This window comes from Streptomyces sp. NPDC058257, assembly GCF_042881845.1.
Lineage (GTDB): Bacteria > Actinomycetota > Actinomycetes > Streptomycetales > Streptomycetaceae > Streptomyces.
On sequence record NZ_JBHVXJ010000003.1, the window covers coordinates 701,823 to 717,786 of the forward strand.

At 71.6% G+C, this 15,964-nt stretch carries 16 protein-coding genes and 1 pseudogene; 2 read left to right on the plus strand and 15 right to left on the minus strand.

The window, feature by feature from the left end; genetic code table 11:
• Positions 1 to 162: 162 nt before the first annotated feature.
• From groL to ACFVXC_RS12165, 4 genes are all read right to left on the minus strand, one after another.
• Positions 163 to 1,788 (minus strand): chaperonin GroEL, encoded by a 1,626-nt coding sequence (gene groL / locus ACFVXC_RS12150; RefSeq protein ID WP_389904302.1) that lies wholly within the window; start codon positions 1,786 to 1,788, stop codon positions 163 to 165.
• Positions 1,789 to 1,922: 134 nt separating this feature from the next.
• Entirely contained in the window at positions 1,923 to 2,231 is a 309-nt protein-coding gene (gene groES, locus ACFVXC_RS12155) for a co-chaperone GroES (protein WP_006347174.1), read from the minus strand.
• Positions 2,232 to 2,418: 187 nt separating this feature from the next.
• The gene (locus tag ACFVXC_RS12160) at positions 2,419 to 2,748 is read right to left on the minus strand and encodes a hypothetical protein (RefSeq protein ID WP_389904304.1); all 330 of its coding nucleotides are present in this window, start codon (positions 2,746 to 2,748) and stop codon (positions 2,419 to 2,421) included.
• Positions 2,745 to 3,737 (minus strand): polysaccharide deacetylase family protein, encoded by a 993-nt coding sequence (locus tag ACFVXC_RS12165; protein ID WP_389904307.1) that lies wholly within the window; start codon positions 3,735 to 3,737, stop codon positions 2,745 to 2,747. The genes ACFVXC_RS12160 and ACFVXC_RS12165 overlap by 4 nt, the downstream gene beginning before the upstream one ends.
• Before the next feature lie 82 nt (positions 3,738 to 3,819).
• Here ACFVXC_RS12165 and ACFVXC_RS12170 point away from each other — a divergent pair, with 82 nt between their 5' ends.
• Entirely contained in the window at positions 3,820 to 5,031 is a 1,212-nt protein-coding gene (locus ACFVXC_RS12170) for a methyltransferase domain-containing protein (RefSeq protein ID WP_389904309.1), read from the plus strand.
• A 90-nt stretch (positions 5,032 to 5,121) separates the two neighbouring features.
• Here the strand turns inward: ACFVXC_RS12170 and ACFVXC_RS12175 are convergent, their stop codons facing one another.
• The 6 genes from ACFVXC_RS12175 to tsaB all read right to left on the minus strand — a co-directional run bounded on the left by ACFVXC_RS12175 (position 5,122) and on the right by tsaB (position 9,637).
• On the minus strand, positions 5,122 to 6,372 hold the full coding sequence (locus ACFVXC_RS12175) for an RNA polymerase sigma factor (protein ID WP_389904471.1): 1,251 nt from the start codon (positions 6,370 to 6,372) through the stop codon (positions 5,122 to 5,124).
• Between the two features lie 104 nt (positions 6,373 to 6,476).
• A complete protein-coding gene (locus ACFVXC_RS12180) occupies positions 6,477 to 6,833 on the minus strand; it encodes a YciI family protein (protein ID WP_389904312.1) in 357 nt (118 codons plus the stop codon).
• Positions 6,834 to 7,118: 285 nt separating this feature from the next.
• Positions 7,119 to 7,376 (minus strand): hypothetical protein, encoded by a 258-nt coding sequence (locus ACFVXC_RS12185; protein WP_389904313.1) that lies wholly within the window; start codon positions 7,374 to 7,376, stop codon positions 7,119 to 7,121.
• Positions 7,373 to 8,485 (minus strand): tRNA (adenosine(37)-N6)-threonylcarbamoyltransferase complex transferase subunit TsaD, encoded by a 1,113-nt coding sequence (gene tsaD, locus ACFVXC_RS12190; RefSeq protein ID WP_389904315.1) that lies wholly within the window; start codon positions 8,483 to 8,485, stop codon positions 7,373 to 7,375. Before tsaD ends, ACFVXC_RS12185 begins: the two co-directional genes overlap by 4 nt.
• Entirely contained in the window at positions 8,478 to 8,951 is a 474-nt protein-coding gene (gene rimI / locus ACFVXC_RS12195) for a ribosomal protein S18-alanine N-acetyltransferase (RefSeq protein WP_389904473.1), read from the minus strand. The genes tsaD and rimI overlap by 8 nt, the downstream gene beginning before the upstream one ends.
• Positions 8,952 to 8,980: 29 nt before the next feature.
• The gene (gene tsaB, locus ACFVXC_RS12200; RefSeq protein ID WP_389904316.1) at positions 8,981 to 9,637 is read right to left on the minus strand and encodes a tRNA (adenosine(37)-N6)-threonylcarbamoyltransferase complex dimerization subunit type 1 TsaB; all 657 of its coding nucleotides are present in this window, start codon (positions 9,635 to 9,637) and stop codon (positions 8,981 to 8,983) included.
• Positions 9,638 to 9,745: 108 nt separating this feature from the next.
• Here tsaB and ACFVXC_RS12205 point away from each other — a divergent pair, with 108 nt between their 5' ends.
• Positions 9,746 to 10,297 (plus strand): hypothetical protein, encoded by a 552-nt coding sequence (locus ACFVXC_RS12205; RefSeq protein WP_389904317.1) that lies wholly within the window; start codon positions 9,746 to 9,748, stop codon positions 10,295 to 10,297.
• Positions 10,298 to 10,700: 403 nt separating this feature from the next.
• Here ACFVXC_RS12205 and tsaE read toward each other — a convergent pair whose 3' ends face one another.
• The 5 genes and pseudogenes from tsaE to ACFVXC_RS12230 all read right to left on the minus strand — a co-directional run bounded on the left by tsaE (position 10,701) and on the right by ACFVXC_RS12230 (position 15,905).
• Positions 10,701 to 11,225 (minus strand): tRNA (adenosine(37)-N6)-threonylcarbamoyltransferase complex ATPase subunit type 1 TsaE, encoded by a 525-nt coding sequence (gene tsaE / locus ACFVXC_RS12210; RefSeq protein ID WP_389904318.1) that lies wholly within the window; start codon positions 11,223 to 11,225, stop codon positions 10,701 to 10,703.
• A pseudogene (locus ACFVXC_RS12215) lies at positions 11,152 to 12,457 on the minus strand (alpha/beta fold hydrolase). Before ACFVXC_RS12215 ends, tsaE begins: the two are co-directional and overlap by 74 nt.
• A gap of 13 nt (positions 12,458 to 12,470) precedes the next feature.
• Entirely contained in the window at positions 12,471 to 13,622 is a 1,152-nt protein-coding gene (alr, locus tag ACFVXC_RS12220; RefSeq protein WP_389904320.1) for an alanine racemase, read from the minus strand.
• 377 nt (positions 13,623 to 13,999) lie between these two features.
• A complete protein-coding gene (locus ACFVXC_RS12225) occupies positions 14,000 to 15,487 on the minus strand; it encodes an NAD(P)H-hydrate dehydratase (RefSeq protein WP_389904322.1) in 1,488 nt (495 codons plus the stop codon).
• Positions 15,488 to 15,536: 49 nt separating this feature from the next.
• Positions 15,537 to 15,905 (minus strand): holo-ACP synthase, encoded by a 369-nt coding sequence (locus tag ACFVXC_RS12230; RefSeq protein WP_389904323.1) that lies wholly within the window; start codon positions 15,903 to 15,905, stop codon positions 15,537 to 15,539.
• Positions 15,906 to 15,964: the final 59 nt, after the last annotated feature.

Here is a 15,964-nt window from a genome sequence, read left to right on the forward strand (position 1 = left end):
CCCTTCGCAGTAAGGAGAGCGCCCCTTCAAGGGGCGCGGGGAACCGCTGAGGGGCGCGGGGAACCGCGCGACAGGCCACGACGGGCCCGCACCCGAAAACGCACGGAGGCCCGGCACCCCCAACGCGGGGTGCCGGGCCTCCGTCGCAGCTACGCGCAAGCGTCAGTGGGAGTGACCGTGGCCGTGGCCACCGGCGTCGCCCTCTTCCTCGGCCGGCTTCTCGACGACCAGGGTCTCGGTCGTCAGGAGCAGCGACGCGATGGACGCGGCGTTCTCCAGGGCGGAGCGGGTGACCTTGACCGGGTCGATGACACCGGCCTTGACCAGGTCGCCGTACTCACCGGTCGCGGCGTTGAAGCCGAAGCCCTTGTCGAGCTCGGCGACCTTCGAGGTGATGACGTAGCCCTCGAGGCCGGCGTTCTCGGCGATCCAGCGCAGCGGCTCGACGGCGGCGCGGCGGACGACGGCCACACCGGTGGCCTCGTCGCCCTCCTTGCCGAGGGAGTCGTTGAGCACCTTGGCGGCGTGCACCAGAGCGGAGCCACCACCGGAGACGATGCCCTCCTCGACCGCGGCGCGGGTCGCGGAGATGGCGTCCTCCAGACGGTGCTTCTTCTCCTTGAGCTCGACCTCGGTGGCTGCGCCGACCTTGATCACGCAGACGCCACCGGCGAGCTTCGCCAGGCGCTCCTGCAGCTTCTCGCGGTCCCAGTCCGAGTCCGTGGACTCGATCTCGGCCTTGATCTGGTTGACGCGGCCCGTGACCTCGGAGGCGTCGCCGCCACCGTCGACGACGGTGGTGTCGTCCTTGGTGATGGTGATGCGGCGGGCGGTGCCGAGCACGTCCAGGCCGACCTGGTCGAGCTTGAGGCCGACCTCTTCGGCGATGACGGTGGCACCGGTGAGGGTGGCGAGGTCACCGAGCATGGCCTTGCGGCGGTCGCCGAAGCCGGGGGCCTTCACCGCGACGGCGTTGAAGGTGCCACGGATCTTGTTCACGACCAGGGTCGACAGGGCCTCGCCCTCGACGTCCTCGGCGATGATCAGGAGCGGCTTCGAGGCGTTGGTCTGGATGACCTTCTCGAGCAGCGGCAGGAGGTCCTGGATGGAGGAGATCTTGCCCTGGTGGATCAGGATGTACGGGTCGTCGAGGACGGCCTCCATGCGCTCCTGGTCCGTCACGAAGTACGGCGACAGGTAGCCCTTGTCGAAGGCCATGCCCTCGGTGAAGTCCAGTTCGAGCCCGAAGGTGTTGGACTCCTCGACGGTGATGACACCGTCCTTGCCGACCTTGTCCATCGCCTCGGCGATGAGCTCGCCGACCTGCGGGTCCTGGGCGGACAGACCGGCGACGGCCGCGATGTCGGCCTTGTCGTCGATCGGGCGCGCGGTCGCGAGGAGCTCGTCGGAGACGGCCTTGACGGCGGCGTCGATGCCCTTCTTCAGGGCGGCCGGGGAGGCGCCGGCGGCTACGTTGCGCAGGCCTTCCTTGACCAGGGCCTGGGCGAGCACGGTCGCGGTGGTGGTGCCGTCACCCGCGATGTCGTTGGTCTTGGTCGCCACCTCCTTGACGAGCTGCGCGCCGAGGTTCTCGTACGGGTCGTCGATCTCGACCTCGCGGGCGATCGTGACACCGTCGTTGGTGATGGTGGGGGCGCCGAACTTCTTGTCGATGACGACGTTGCGGCCACGGGGACCGATCGTCACCTTGACCGTGTCGGCAAGCTTGTTGACGCCGCGCTCAAGGGCGCGACGGGCGTCCTCGTCGAACTTCAGGATCTTCGCCATGGGAGCGATTCAGCCCTCTCGAAAACTCGGGTTAACGAACTGCGCCCCTCGCCGCCCGGCAACAGCGGGGTGACCAGGGGCGCAGCTCAAAAGCAAATCTGCTGGTGAAGCAGGTAAAGCCGTGAAGCGGTGAACTACTTCTCGACGATCGCGAGGACGTCGCGAGCCGAGAGGACGAGGTACTCGTCGCCGTTGTACTTCACCTCGGTGCCGCCGTACTTGCTGTACAGCACGACGTCGCCGACCTTGACGTCGAGCGGCAGGCGCTCGCCGTTCTCGAAGCGGCCCGGGCCCACGGCGAGGACAGCACCCTCCTGGGGCTTCTCCTTCGCGGTGTCCGGAATAACCAGGCCGGAGGCCGTGGTCTGCTCGGCGTCGAGCGGCTGGACCACGATGCGGTCCTCAAGCGGCTTGATGGCAACCTTGGAGCTTGCGGTCGTCACGATCCGGTCTCCCCCTTCGGAGATCTACGGGGTTAACAGTCTGGGGTGGCGACCAGGTGGATCCGTCGTCGCGGGTGCCGGACCTGCCCGTCGCTGGTTGGCACTCTCCAGTGGTGAGTGCCAAGGCCGAGACTAGGACGGCGATTAGCACTCGGTCAAGCGGAGTGCCAATTCACTGACGCGGGTCTTATGGGAGTTCCGCCGGGAGAGGGGTTCCTCGCGGGGGCACGGAGGGTGTCGTGCGCCCGTCCCGGCAACGCTCTGCGTACTCCGGAGGTTCCGGCTCCGGCCCCGTCTCCCCCGCCGCGTGCCCGTGCCCCGCGTCCGCCGGTCCGGCGGGCGGGGCGCAGTCGGGCGACGACGTCGGTTTTGGCGGCGGGACCTTCTCCGCCGCTTTTCTGCCGAGGCGCTCGATCGGGTCCACCGACTGCGCGCACCCGGTGAGCAGCGCGGGCGCGAGCACGCCCGCCGCGAGCGCCGCCGCGAAGTAGCGGTGCGCCCGCGCCCGCCGGGTCACAGGTAGTCCTCCAGCCTGGCCACCGCGTACCCCTTGTCGGTGACCGTCTTCATGACCTTGCGGATCATGTCCGGCATCGTGCCCTTCCAGTCCTCGCGCCCCCGGAAGTGCGTGAGGATGATGTCGCCGGGGTGCAGGTCCCGGTCCCACTCGCGCCACTCCATGTGGTCGGCGAAGGCCTCGGACGCCCACAGCGGCACGGCCTTGATCCCGCAGGACTTGGCGGCACGCAGGGTGTCCACGTTGTAGTTGCCGTACGGCGGACGGAAGAGTTCGGGCCGCTTGCCGTAGCGCTTGTGGATGATGTTTTGCATGCCGCAGATCTCGCGCCGCTGACCCTCGTAGGAAAGCCCCGGCAGATAGCGGTGGTTGAGGGTGTGGTTGTTCAGCGTGACGCCGCGGGACTGCATCTTCTTGAAGTAGCCGTAGTCCTCCTTGACCAGATAGTCACTGAGGAACGCGGTGTACGGGATCTTCAGTTCGCCCATCATCTTGAGCAGCGCCGGGTCCTTCTCGGCGCCGTCGTCGATGGTCAGGAAGACGACCTTCTTCTTGGTCGGGATGGTCGTGAAGACGGGCGGCAGGCTCGCCTGCCCCTTGACCTCGAACCCCTTGCGCGTGGTGATCTTCGCCTTCGCGGCGGGGGCGGCCGGCGCGGTCAGCGGGGTCTTCGCCAGGCCCCAGCGTTTCGCGGCGGCGGCGCGCGCGACCTCGGCGACGCGCAGTTTCTGGGCGTAGGAGTCGAGGGCGCGGGCGGGCGGCGCGTTCAGGCGCTGCTGACCGGGTGCGGGGTTGGCTCCCCCGTCGGCGCCCGAGGCGCAGCCGGAGGCGATCGCGGCGACGGCGAGCACGGCCACCCCGGCCCGCACCTGCCCCCTCGCCCGGCTCCGCGCCGAACCCCTCGCCCGACTCACCCGGTCCCGCGTCCGACCCCACCTCCGGCTCTTCCGTCTTGTGCTGAATTTGTCGTTTTGTCGTACCAGTTGCATGGCGCCGGATCTTTGCAGCTCACGGGCCTGCCACCGGGCCGACACCGCCGCCGGGCGCGCACCATCCACCGACTGGCCCACAATGGACCGGGTGAACGACCTCGACACCGCCCTGGCCTCCTTCTCCGCGCTGCTGACCGCCGAAGGCCGGTCGCTGCTCGATCTCGACGAGGTGCGTCAGGCCGATCCGGCCCGGGAGCTCGCCGTCGCCACCCGCCTCCGCCGCGAGCATCCGGCGGACCTCGTCACCGCGGTGCTCGCGCAGGCGCGGCTGCGGCGGCGGGCGGTGGCGAAGTTCGGCGCCGATGACGCGGGGCGGATGTTCTTCACTCCGAACGGCGTCGAACAGGCGACGCGCACGAGCGTGGCCGTGCACCGCGCCGAGGGTTTCAAGTCACTCGGCGTACGCAGCGTGGCCGATCTCTGCTGCGGCATCGGCGGCGACGCGATCGCACTCGCCCGGGCCGGGATCTCCGTCCTCGCTGTCGACCGTGACCCGCTGACGTGCGCGGTGGCGCGCGCGAACGCGGACGCGCTGGGCCTCGCGGACCTCATCGAGGTGCGCGAGGCCGATGTCACCGAGGTCGACACAGCCGCGTACGACGCTGTCTTCGTGGACCCCGCACGGCGTGGCGGGCGTGGCCGCATCTTCGACCCCGAGGCCTACTCGCCGCCCCTCTCCTGGGCCGTCCAGGCCGCCCGCAAGGCCCCGCACGCGGCGCTGAAGATCGCCCCCGGCATTCCGCACGAGGCCGTTCCCGCCGAGGCCGCCGCGGAGTGGATCTCGGACGGCGGGGACGTGAAGGAGGCCGTGCTGTGGTTCGGCACGGACACCCCGTCGTCGCACCGCGCGACGCTGCTGCCATCGGGCGCGTCCCTGTGGTCCTCGCTCGACGCGATGCTGCCGGATCCGGCGGTACGGGCGGTGGGCCGCTATCTGTACGAGCCGGACGGCGCCGTCATCCGCGCGCACCTGGTGGCGGAGGTGGCCGCGCGGGTGGAGGGTGGCCTCATCGACGAGACCATCGCCTACGTCACCTCCGACTCGCTGCACGCGACGCCGTACGCGGTGGCGTACGAGATCACCGATCAACTGCCGTTCGGCGTGAAGAAGTTGAAGGCGGTGCTGCGGGAGCGTGAGGTCGGGAATCTGACGGTGAAGAAGCGGGGGTCCGCGGTGGAGCCGGAGGAGCTGCGGCGGAAGGTGAAGCCGCGGGGGGCCAACTCGGCGACCGTGTTCCTCACCCGGGTGGCGGGGGCGCCGGCGATGTTGATCGGGCGGCCGGTCGCATGAGTCATCCCGCTCCGGCGTTTGAGGAGCGGAGCCTGGGACGAAGCCCGGCTCCAGGAAGGGGCGGGACGGGGGGAGAGCCGCGCAGGCCCCCTACCCGCACCCGTCCACCCGCCCCAGCAGCATCTCCCGCTCCCGCTCATTGCGCGTAAGCCCCGCCGCCCGCTCGAACTCCTCCCGCGCCTGAGCCACCCGCCCGAGCCTCATCAGCAGGTCGCCCCGCACGCTCGGCAGCAAGTGGTAGTCCTTCAGGGCGGGTTCGTCCGCGAGCGCGTCCACCAGGCGCAGCGCCTGCGCCGGTCCCGAGGCCATCGACACCGCCACCGCGCGGTTCAGTTCGACCACCGGTGACGGAGCGCGGGCGGCAAGGAGTTCGTAGAGCGTGACGATCCGGGGCCAGTCCGTCTCCTCGTACGAAGGGGCGTTCGCGTGGCAGGCGGCGATCGCGGCCTGGAGCGCGTACGGTCCTGCCGCGCCCGGAGCCGCCGAGTGCGCGCGGGCGAGCGCCGCGAAGCCCCGCCGGATCAGCGGCCGGTTCCAGTGGCGGCGGTCCTGGTCGGCGAGGAGCACCGGCTCGCCCTCGGGGCCCGTCCGCGCCGCCGAGCGGGACGTCTGGAGCTCCAGCAGCGCCGTAAGGCCGTGCACTTCGGCCTCCCGCGGCATCAGCGCGGCCAGCACACGGGCGAGACGCAGGGCGTCCTCGCACAGGGAGGGGCGCAGCCAGTCGTCGCCCGCCGTGGCCGCGTACCCCTCGTTGAAGATGAGGTAGATGACTTCGAGCACCGACCCCAGCCGGGCCTCGCGTTCGGCTCCGTACGGCACTTCGAAGGGCACGCCCTTGGTGGCGAGGGTGCGCTTGGCACGCACGACGCGCTGGGCCACCGTCGCCTCGGGGACCAGCATCGCGCGGGCGATCTCCGGCGTCGTGAGGCCGCCGAGCAGCCGCAGCGTGAGTGCGATGCGGGCCTCGGCGGAGAGCACGGGGTGGCAGGCGGTGAAGACGAGGCGCAGGAGGTCGTCGTCGATGTCATCGGGGTCGACGGGTTCCACGACGAGGGGCGGGGCCGTCTCCAGGTCGCGGCCCATCTCCTGAAGCTTGCTCGCGTAGCGCTCCCCGCGGCGTACGAGGTCGATGGCGCGGCGCTTGGCCGTGGTCATCAGCCAGGCGCCCGGGTTGTCGGGGACGCCGGTGCGCGGCCACTGTTCGAGGGCGGTGACCAGCGCGTCCTGCGCGAGCTCCTCCGCGATGCCCACGTCGCGCACGATCCGCGCGACACCGGCGATGAGGCGCGGGGACTCGATCCGGAAGACGGTCTCGACCGCGTGGCCGGGCGCCTGCGGAATGCCGCCGGGAGTCTCGGGGCGGGGATGCTCTGGGGAGTGGGCCGTCACGGCCACCCATCAGAGCACCCCCGCGGCCGCGCCGCAAAGGACCGGCGCCTGCCGCGTCAGCCCTCGATGATCTCCCTGACCTCCGCCGTCACGGTCCACTGCTCGTCATGGGTCTTCAGGAACCGGCTCGCCCACTCGATCGCCTCGGCCTTGTCCTTGCACTGTGTGATCGAGTAGCCGCCGACGACCTCCTTCGCCTCGGTGAACGGGCCGTCCGTGACGGACACCTGGCCGCCCTTCCAGTGCACCTGGGTGGTCTGGGCGCTCGGGGTGAGGCCCGCGGTGTCGAGCATCACCCCGGCCTTGGTGATCTCTTCGAGGAGCTCGCCCATGCGCTCGCCCATCTCGGGGCTCGGGCCGCCCTCGGGGGACTTCTTCTCGTCGATGCGGATCATCGTCAGATAGCGCGGCATGATGGTCGTTCCCTTCGGCTGTCGGCGGGCATCCCCCGCCTCTCACCCCTGCGTCGAACGGGAGACGCCCGGATCGACATCGTCTCCGGGATTCTTTCGACTTTCTTCCGGAGCGGGCGCGCCCAAGGACGTTTCCGTCGACGCGGGCGACGCGGGCCGTGAAGGCCTACGCGCCGGATGCGGCACCGCAGTGGCCACCGCCCCCGTCCACCCGACCGGGTGCGGTCATCGGCGGACTCCTGAGGCAGGCGGGCCTCCCCTGACACCCGCTGACATGCTCCGCGTTCAGCCGAGCCCGACCGACTCGAAGCGCCACCGGTGCACCGCCCGCGTCATCAACTCCGGCGCGGGCTCCGGGAGCTCGGGAAGATCGGCGTCGTACGGCGCGTCCCACCAGGTCAGGACGAGGACCCGGTCCTGCGGGGCACGGAAGCTCTCCCGCCGGACGGGCTCACCGTCAAGGACCTGCGCCCGCGCCCAGGCGAGCAGTTCCTCGCCCCGTCCGTCCGCGGCGCGGGCCTCCCACATCAGCGCGACGGTCACGAGTACAGGTTCTCCTTGCTGACCTCATGCACGTGGTCGTGCGCATGCGTGTGCGAGTGGCCCGGGACGTGCGGTTCCGTCACCGGCAGGGAGGAGTCCGCCGACAGGTCCCAGTCGGACGCCGAGCGGTTGCGCGCCACCATCTCCGCGCCCAGCGCGGCCACCATCGCGCCGTTGTCCGTGCACAGCTTCGGCCGCGGCACCCGCAGCCGGATACCGGCCGCTTCGCACCGCTCCTGGGCGAGCGCGCGCAGCCGCGTGTTGGCCGCCACGCCGCCGCCGATCATCAGGTGGTCCACGCCCTCGTCCTTGCAGGCCCGTACGGCCTTGCGGGTCAGCACGTCGACGACCGCCTCCTGGAAGGACGCCGACACATCGCGGACGGGAACCTCCTCGCCCGCGGCCCGCCTGGCCTCGATCCAGCGCGCGACGGACGTCTTCAGTCCTGAGAAGGAGAAGTCGTACGCCGGGTCGCGCGGCCCTGTCAGGCCGCGCGGGAAGGTGATCGCGTTCGGGTCGCCCTCCTTCGCGTACCGGTCGATGACGGGACCGCCGGGGAAGCCCAGGTTGAGCACCCGCGCGATCTTGTCGAAGGCCTCGCCCGCCGCGTCGTCGATGGTCGCGCCCAGGGGACGCACGTCCGACGTGATGTCGGTGGAGAGCAGCAGCGAGGAGTGGCCGCCGGAGACGAGCAGCGCCATCGTCGGCTCGGGCAGCGCGCCGTGCTCCAGCTGGTCGACGCAGATGTGCGACGCCAGGTGGTTGACGCCGTAGAGCGGCTTGCCGAGCGCGTACGCGTACGCCTTGGCCGCCGATACGCCCACGAGCAGCGCGCCCGCGAGACCGGGCCCCGCGGTCACCGCGATGCCGTCCAGGTCCTTCGCCGACACCCCCGCCTCCTTCAGGGCGCGGTCGATGGTCGGCACCATCGCCTCCAGGTGCGCGCGCGAGGCGACCTCGGGCACGACCCCGCCGTAGCGCGCGTGCTCGTCGACGCTGGAGGCGATGGCGTCGGCGAGCAGGGTGGTGCCGCGGACGATGCCGACGCCGGTCTCGTCACAGGAGGTCTCGATGCCGAGAACGAGAGGTTGGTCGCGCGAGTCAGCCATGGGTGTCGGTTCCTTGTACGGATGTCGATGGGTCGGTCAGGCGCATCACCAGGGCGTCCACGTTGCCCGGCTGGTAGTAGCCGCGCCTGAAGCCGATGGGCTCGAAGCCGAAGCGCTCGTACAGCTTCTGCGCCCGCGTGTTGTCGACCCGCACCTCAAGGAGGACCTCGGCGCACTCGAAGGCGGTCGCCGCGCGCAGCAGATCGGTCAGGAGCCGGGAGCCGAGCCCCGTGCGCCGATGGCTCGGGGCCACCGCGATGGTCTGTACGTCGGCCTGGTCGCCCAAGGAGGCGAGTCCCGCGTACCCGACGATCCGCCCCTCGTCCGTCGCCACCACATAGCGGCGGCTGGCGAGCGGCCCGCGCGCGTGGGAGAGCTCGGACCAGAACATGCCGCGCGACCAGGTGTCGTCCGGGAAGAGCTCCTTCTCAAGGACGTAGACGGGCTCGATGTCCCACCAGCGCATCTCGCGCAGGACAGCTGTCGTCACGGATGTCACTTGGGGGTGACCACCTTGTAGTTTTTGGGGACCTGCGCGTCGGGACGGCGCAGGTACAGCGGCCGGGGGGCCAGCAGCTCCTCGCCCGCGGCGAGCTGCCGGGCGGCGATCGAGGCCAGCGAGGCCGCCGATACGTTCTCGGGGGCGCGGGCGTCGGGGAACGTCTCGGGGTAGAGCACCGCGCCGGCGCCGACGGCGGGCAGGCCCGCCACCTCGTCCGCGATGTCGGCGGGGCGGTCCACGGCTGCCTCGGTGAGGCGGGTGCGCGGGTCCGCGTACCGCGCCCAGTAGACCTCCTTGCGCCGCGCGTCCGTGGCGACGACGAAGGGCCCGCTCTCGATGCCGGACTCGTGCGCGAGGCCGTCGAGCGTGCACACGCCGTGCACCGGCACGCCGAGCGCGAGGCCGAAGGTCTCGGCGGTCATCAGGCCGACACGAAGACCGGTGTAGGGGCCGGGGCCCACGCCGACGACGATGTCGGTCACGGCGTCGAGTTTCAGCCCCGCGTCGGCGAGCACCCGGTCGACGGCGGGAAGCAGCAGCTCACCGTGGCGGCGGGCGTCCACCTGACTGGAGGCTGCGACGACGGACGAGCCGTCGTGCAGCGCGACGGTGACGGCGGGGGTGGCGGTATCCAGAGCGAGCAAGAGCACGCGAATAGCCTACGGCTCCGGCGCCCGCAGCACGGCCGACCGAACAAGCCGCACACCTGCTGCTAACGTCACCCCATAGCCGTACGGAGTACGAAGAGGGTGGCGCAGGTGTCCAGGAGCAGCTCGGGAATCGTGGCCGGGCTCACCGCCGCCGCGGTCGCCGCGGTCGGCTTCCTCGCTTACCAGGCCTCGGCCAGCGCGCCGGACAGTCTGGGCAAGAAGCCGCAGACGTCCCCTTCCGCCTCGGCCTCGCGCTCCCCCAAGGACAAGGCCGACCCGACGGCGGTCCCGGCGCAGTCCGGTGCGGGCGAGCGGGTCGTCTACTCGGTGGGCGAGGACCGCGTATGGCTGGTCGGCACCGCCGGCAAGGCGCAGCGCACGTTCAAGGTCACGCCGAGCACGGTGGACCCCGTACCCGGTACGTACGCCGTCACCTCGCGCTCGGGCACCGTCACCGGAACGGACGGCGTGGCGATCGAGCACGTCGTGCGTTTCGCGAGCGTGGACGGGATCGCGATCGGCTTCAGCGCGGCGACGGACGGCTCGACGCCGAAGCCGGACCCCGGGAAGAAGACCGGCGGCATCCGCGAGTCGCGCAAGGACGGCAACGCGATGTGGGAGTTCGCGACGATCAGCAAGAAGGTCGTCGTCGTTCCGTAGGGACGTCGCCCGCGGACGTGGGCGCCTGAGCGCGCGGCGGGGTCGAGACCGCGCTCGCGGCCACGCAGGACGCCAGCAGATCGCGCATGGAAATCCCCGATGACCCCGATGACCCCGACAGTCCGTGCGGCCGGGGCTTTACGTCACGTTCTGAAGCCGACATGGATGCCTCCTGGGCTCCGGGGGCAGACGTGGTTAGGTAGACCTAACCAGTACCGGTATCCATGTGACCATGCCCGATGCGCGCCGCGCAACATCTTGCCGACGCTCTGTCGGAATGTTCGGGCGAAAAGACGAAGATCAGGCCGAAAGACGAGGGGCGGGGGCTGGGAGTCAGGGGTCAGGCGTCCGGGGTCCGGGGTCCGGCATCAGGCATCAGGGGTCCAGCATCATGCGTCCGGCGTCAGGCCGAGAGCAGCGTGAGATCGGCCTCCGCCCACCGCGCCCCGACCCCGGTCAGCGTCACTTCGCGCACCTCGTCCGTCGTGTCGCCGACGGTCCTGTCGATGACGACACGCAGCCGGTCGTCCGAGAGCTCCTCGACCTTGCCGTCGCCCCACTCCACGACGATCACCGATTCGGGCAGCGAGACGTCGAGATCGAGGTCCTCCATCTCGTCGAGCCCGCCGCCCAGGCGGTACGCGTCCACGTGCACCAGCGGCGGCCCGTCGGAGAGGGACGGATGGACGCGGGCGATGACGAAGGTCGGCGATGTGACGGCGCCCCGGACGCCGAGGCCCTCGCCCAGGCCGCGGGTCAGCGTCGTCTTGCCCGCGCCGAGTTCGCCGGTGAGCATCACGAGGTCGCCGGGGCGAAGGAGCTTGGCGAGGCGGCGACCCAGGTCGCCCATCCGCTCAGGCGATGTGACGGTGATGCCGAGGGAGTTCACGGGGGCCGGGGCCGGGGCCGGGTTGTGCGGTGCTTCCATGCCCACCCACGTTAGCCGCTGGACGACCGTGCGTCGGCCGCCGCGGGAACCGCGCCCGCGCGCGCGAGGAGGTCCGCTAGGCGGTCCGTGACCACCTCGGGGTGCTCCATCATGACCAGGTGCCCGGCGTCAGGGACGAGCACGAGCTCGGCGTCCGGGAGCAGATCGGCGATGACCTCGCTGTGCTCGCTGGGCGTCACCAGGTCCTTGTCACCGGCAAGGACGAGCACCGGAAGCCCGGCGAAGTGCCCCAGCGCCTCCGTCTTGTCGTGCTCGGCGAACGCCGGATAGAACTCCGCGACCACGTCGATGGGCGTCGACTCGATCATCCGCTCGGCGAACCGCGAGATCGCCGGGTCCACGTCCTTCGAGGAGAACGAGTAGCGCTTGATGATGCCCGCGAAGAGGTCCGCGGTGGCCCGCCGCCCCTTCTCCACGAGATCGGCCTGTGAGCCAAGGGCCTTGAGGACGCCGGGGAGCACCCGCCGCACGGCGTTCATCCCGGCGACCGGCAGACCGAAGTTGACCTCGCCGAGGCGCCCTGACGACGTACCGACGAGGGCCACGCCGACGACGCGCTCGCGGATCAGCTCGGGGAAGTGGTCGGCGAGGGCCATCGTCGTCATGCCGCCCATGGAGTGCCCGACCAGGACCAGCGGCCCCTCGGGCGCCGCCGCGTCGATGACCGCCTTCAGGTCCCGCCCCAACTGGTCGATGGAGACGGGCTCCTTGTCGGCCAGCTGCGCCGCGCCCCGGCCCGACCGGCCGTGGCTGCGCTGGTCCCAGTACACGGAGCGCACGACACCGCGCAGGGCCGCCCGCTGGAAGTGCCAGGAGTCCTGGCTCAGACAGTAGCCATGGCTGAAGACGACGGTGACGGGGGCGGGTGCCTTGCGCCCGAAGAGCCTGCGGCGGCGCGCACCCCGTGTGCTGTCCGCGGACGTCCTGTCGATCTCGTCGACCTCGTACGAGAGCTCTGTGCCGTCGTCCGCGTACGCCTGGCCCGGCATGCCGCGCAGCGATCCGTACGGCCCCGACGCGTCGAGTGCGAGCCGCGCCTTCTTGCGCATGCCGCGCCCGACGGTCAGCCGCTCGATGGCGACACCGGCCGCCGCGCCCGCGGCGACGACGCCTATCGCGGCACCGGCGATTCCCGCCCTGCGCCAGTTACCGGCCGCCGCCGCGACTTCCGTCACCGCTTCCGCGGCCGCCCCCGTGCTGGTCTCACTCACGTGCCGCTCCTACTCAGTCGTCGGGTCGCTCATTCACATGGACGCGCGGAACACGCGATCCGATGCGGGTGACGATCTCGTACGCGATGGTGCCCGCCGCCTGTGCCCAGTCCTCGGCGGTCGGCTCACCCCGGTCACCGGGACCGAACAGGACCGCTTCGGAGCCCACCGCCGGCTCGTCGCCGCCGAGGTCGACCACGAACTGGTCCATCGCCACCCTCCCGGCGATCGTGCGCCACTTACCGCCGACGAGCACGGGGCCGGTGCCGGAGGCGTGGCGCGGGATCCCGTCCCCGTACCCGACAGGGACGAGCCCGAGGGTCGTCTCACCGGGTGTGACGTAGTGATGCCCGTAACTCACGCCGTGACCCCCCGGGACGTGCTTCACGAGGGCGAGCGAGGCGCTGAGCGTCATGACGGGGCGCAGCCCGAACTGCTCGGACGTGCCCACCTCGGGGCTCGGCGAGATCCCGTACATCGCGATCCCGGGGCGTACGAGATCGAAGTGGGTCTCCGGAAGCGTGAGCGTGCCCGGCGAGTTGGCGATGTGCCGCACCTCCGGCCGGATCCCGCGCTCCTGCGCGGCGGCGACCATCTCGCGGAAGAGTGCCAGTTGAGGGGCGATGGAGGGATGACCCGGCTCGTCGGCGCACGCGAAGTGCGACCAGAGTCCGGTGACGCGCACCAGGCCCTCGGCCTCGGCCTGGAGCGCCTGCGAGACGAGCTCGGGCCAGTCGGCGGGCATGCAGCCGCCCCGCCCGAGTCCGGTGTCGGCCTTCAGCTGGATACGGGCCGGGCGCCCCACGGCCCGCGCGGCGGACGCCACTTCGCGCAGCGCCCACAGCGCGCTCACCGACATGTCGAGATCGGCTTCGATGCCCTCGCGCCAGGGGCCGCCCGGAGTCCACAGCCAGCACATGAGACGCCCCTGGATCCCGGCGGCCCGCAGCGCGAGCGCTTCCTCGGGGGTCGCGGTGCCCACCCAGGTGGCTCCCGCCTCGATGGCGGCCTTGGCGCAGGGCACCATCCCGTGGCCGTACGCGTCGGCCTTCACGACGGCCATGAAGGCGGCGCCTGGCGCATGGGCGCGCAGAGTCCGCACGTTGGCCCGGAGGGCGGCCAGGTCGATCTCGGCGCGGGCACGCAAGGGTGCGGTCTCAGTCATATCGCCGACCAGTGTCTCAGAGGCCGCTGACACCCTGGCGGCCGCGCGCCTCAGGTCCCGGCCTTGCGCAGGGTCTTCCACAGCGCACGCGCGTCGTCGATCCACTGTAGGGGGACGCGGGGCTCGGTGGCGTGGGGTCGGCGGACCCACCCACCCGCAGTCGGCAGCGAGACGCGAGGGGACGTGTCGGTATTTCCGCCCGGAGCACGGTACGCGGCACTCCCCCGCCGAAGCAGACAGGCGACCACTGGCGGATGGCGAGGACGGACATACCGGCGCGGCCCCGCCCCACAACGAACCCGCACCGCACCAGCCACGCGCAACGCAGCCCCGCCCCCACACAAACCCGAACCCCCACCGCACCGCCCAGCCGGACGCTAGTCCCCCCGCACATCCCGCCAAGCCGCCGGAATCGCCCCGGCCACGTCATGCGCCCCCACCGGCGCCCCATCCGCCGCGAGCCGCCCGGCGAGCCCATGCAGATAGGCGCCCACAGCCCCCGCGTCCCCCGCGCCAAGGCCCGCCGCGAGCAACGCCCCGGCAAGCCCCGAGAGGACGTCCCCACTGCCCGCGGTGGCGAGCCAGGGCGTCCCTGTCGGATTGACCCGCACGGCACCGGAACCGGCACCCTCCCGGCCACCCGCGACAAGCGTCGTGGACCCCTTGAGCAGCACGGTCGCCCCGTAACGCCCCGCCAACTCCCGCACCGCGGCGAGCCGTCCGCGCTCGACCTCCTCCCGCGCGACCCCCAGCAGGGCAGCCGCCTCCCCCGCGTGCGGCGTGAGCAGAGTCGGCGCGCTCCGCCCCCGTACCGCCGTCTCATCGGCGAGCCGCAACCCATCCGCGTCGATCAGCACGGGCACATCGGCGCCGACCACGTCCGCGAGCCGCTCGGCGTCGTCCCCGAGCCCGGGGCCGACCACCCAGGCCTGCACCCGCCCCGCCTTGGACGGCGGCCCCTCGAAGACGAGGGTCTCCGGGTACCGCGCGATGACCGCGTCCGCGGCGTGCCCCACGTAGCGCACGGCCCCCGCCCCGCCCCGCAGCGCCCCGGCGACGGCGAGGACAGCGGCTCCGGGAAACCGGGCGGACCCGGCGACGATCCCCACGACACCCCGCCGGTACTTGTCGCTCTCGCCGGTCGGCATCGGCAGGAGCGAGGCCACATCGGCGTACTGGAGCGCCTCGACCGCGCCCCCGCCCGCCCCCGGCTCAAGCCCCGGCTCAAGACCCGGCTCAAGACCGATGTCGACAAGCCGCACCACCCCCGCGTACTCCCGCCCGGGATCAATCAGAAGCCCCGGCTTGTACGCCCCGAAGGTCACCGTCACATCGGCCCGAACGGCCTCCCCGGCGACCACACCACTGTCCGCGTCGACACCGCTCGGCAAGTCGACGGAGACCACGGACGCCCCCGACTCGCGTACGGCAGCCGCCAGTTGAGCAGCGGGCGACCGCAGCCCGCCCTTACCTCCGATACCCACGATCCCGTCAACGACAAGATCGGCCCCCCGCACGACATCCTCAGAACCAGAACCAGAACCAGAACCAGAACCAGCGACCCGCCCCCCAGCCGCACGGAAGGCGGCAAGCCCACCCGCATGCACCCGTTCGGGTGAGAGCAGCACCGCGGAAACACCCGCCCCGCGCCGGGCGAGCCGAGCCCCCGCGTACAGCGCGTCGCCCCCGTTGTCCCCGCTGCCCACGAGCAGCACGACCCGGGACCCGTACACCTTGCCGAGCACCTCGGCGCAGACCACCGCGAGCCCCGCCGCGGCCCTCTGCATCAGGGCACCTTCCGGCACCCGAGCCATCAACTCCCGCTCAGCGGCCCTTACCGTCTCCACCGGGTACGCAGTACGCATACCCCGAGTGTCACCCAGCACCGCGCACGGCGCCTACCCCCGGCCATCACTACCCCTCGGCGATCACCACGGCAGAAGCCACCCCCGCGTCATGGCTGAGCGAGACGTGCCACGACCGCACCCCCAGCTCGGCGGCCCGCGCGGCGACCGTCCCCTTCACCCGCAGCCGCGGCTGCCCGCTCCCCTCGACGTACACCTCCGCGTCCGTCCACCGCAGCCCCGCCGGCGCGCCCAGCGCCTTGGCCAGCGCCTCCTTGGCGGCGAACCGCGCCGCGAGCGAGGCGATCCCCCGCCGCTCCCCGCTCAAAAGCAGCAGCTCCCGCTCCACGAAGAGACGCCCCGCCATCCCGGCCGTACGCTCCAGCGCCGCCTCGAACCGCTCGATCTCGGCCACGTCGATTCCGACCCCAATAATCACGAGCAGCAGCCTACGAGTCCGCGCACCCTAATGGTTCAAGCCCCGCGGGGGGTGACGCA

Coding starts and splice junctions, on each gene's coding strand:
- groL (WP_389904302.1), bottom strand. CDS start 1,788: ATGGCGAAGATCCTGAAGTTCGACGAGGACGCCCGTCGCGCCCTTGAG.
- ACFVXC_RS12165 (WP_389904307.1), bottom strand. CDS start 3,737: ATGCAACTGGTACGACAAAACGACAAATTCAGCACAAGACGGAAGAGC.
- ACFVXC_RS12170 (WP_389904309.1), top strand. CDS start 3,820: ATGGACCGGGTGAACGACCTCGACACCGCCCTGGCCTCCTTCTCCGCG.
- ACFVXC_RS12180 (WP_389904312.1), bottom strand. CDS start 6,833: ATGCCGCGCTATCTGACGATGATCCGCATCGACGAGAAGAAGTCCCCC.
- tsaD (WP_389904315.1), bottom strand. CDS start 8,485: ATGGCTGACTCGCGCGACCAACCTCTCGTTCTCGGCATCGAGACCTCC.
- rimI (WP_389904473.1), bottom strand. CDS start 8,951: ATGCGCTGGTGGGACATCGAGCCCGTCTACGTCCTTGAGAAGGAGCTC.
- tsaE (WP_389904318.1), bottom strand. CDS start 11,225: ATGGAAGCACCGCACAACCCGGCCCCGGCCCCGGCCCCCGTGAACTCC.
- alr (WP_389904320.1), bottom strand. CDS start 13,622: ATGACTGAGACCGCACCCTTGCGTGCCCGCGCCGAGATCGACCTGGCC.
- ACFVXC_RS12225 (WP_389904322.1), bottom strand. CDS start 15,487: ATGCGTACTGCGTACCCGGTGGAGACGGTAAGGGCCGCTGAGCGGGAG.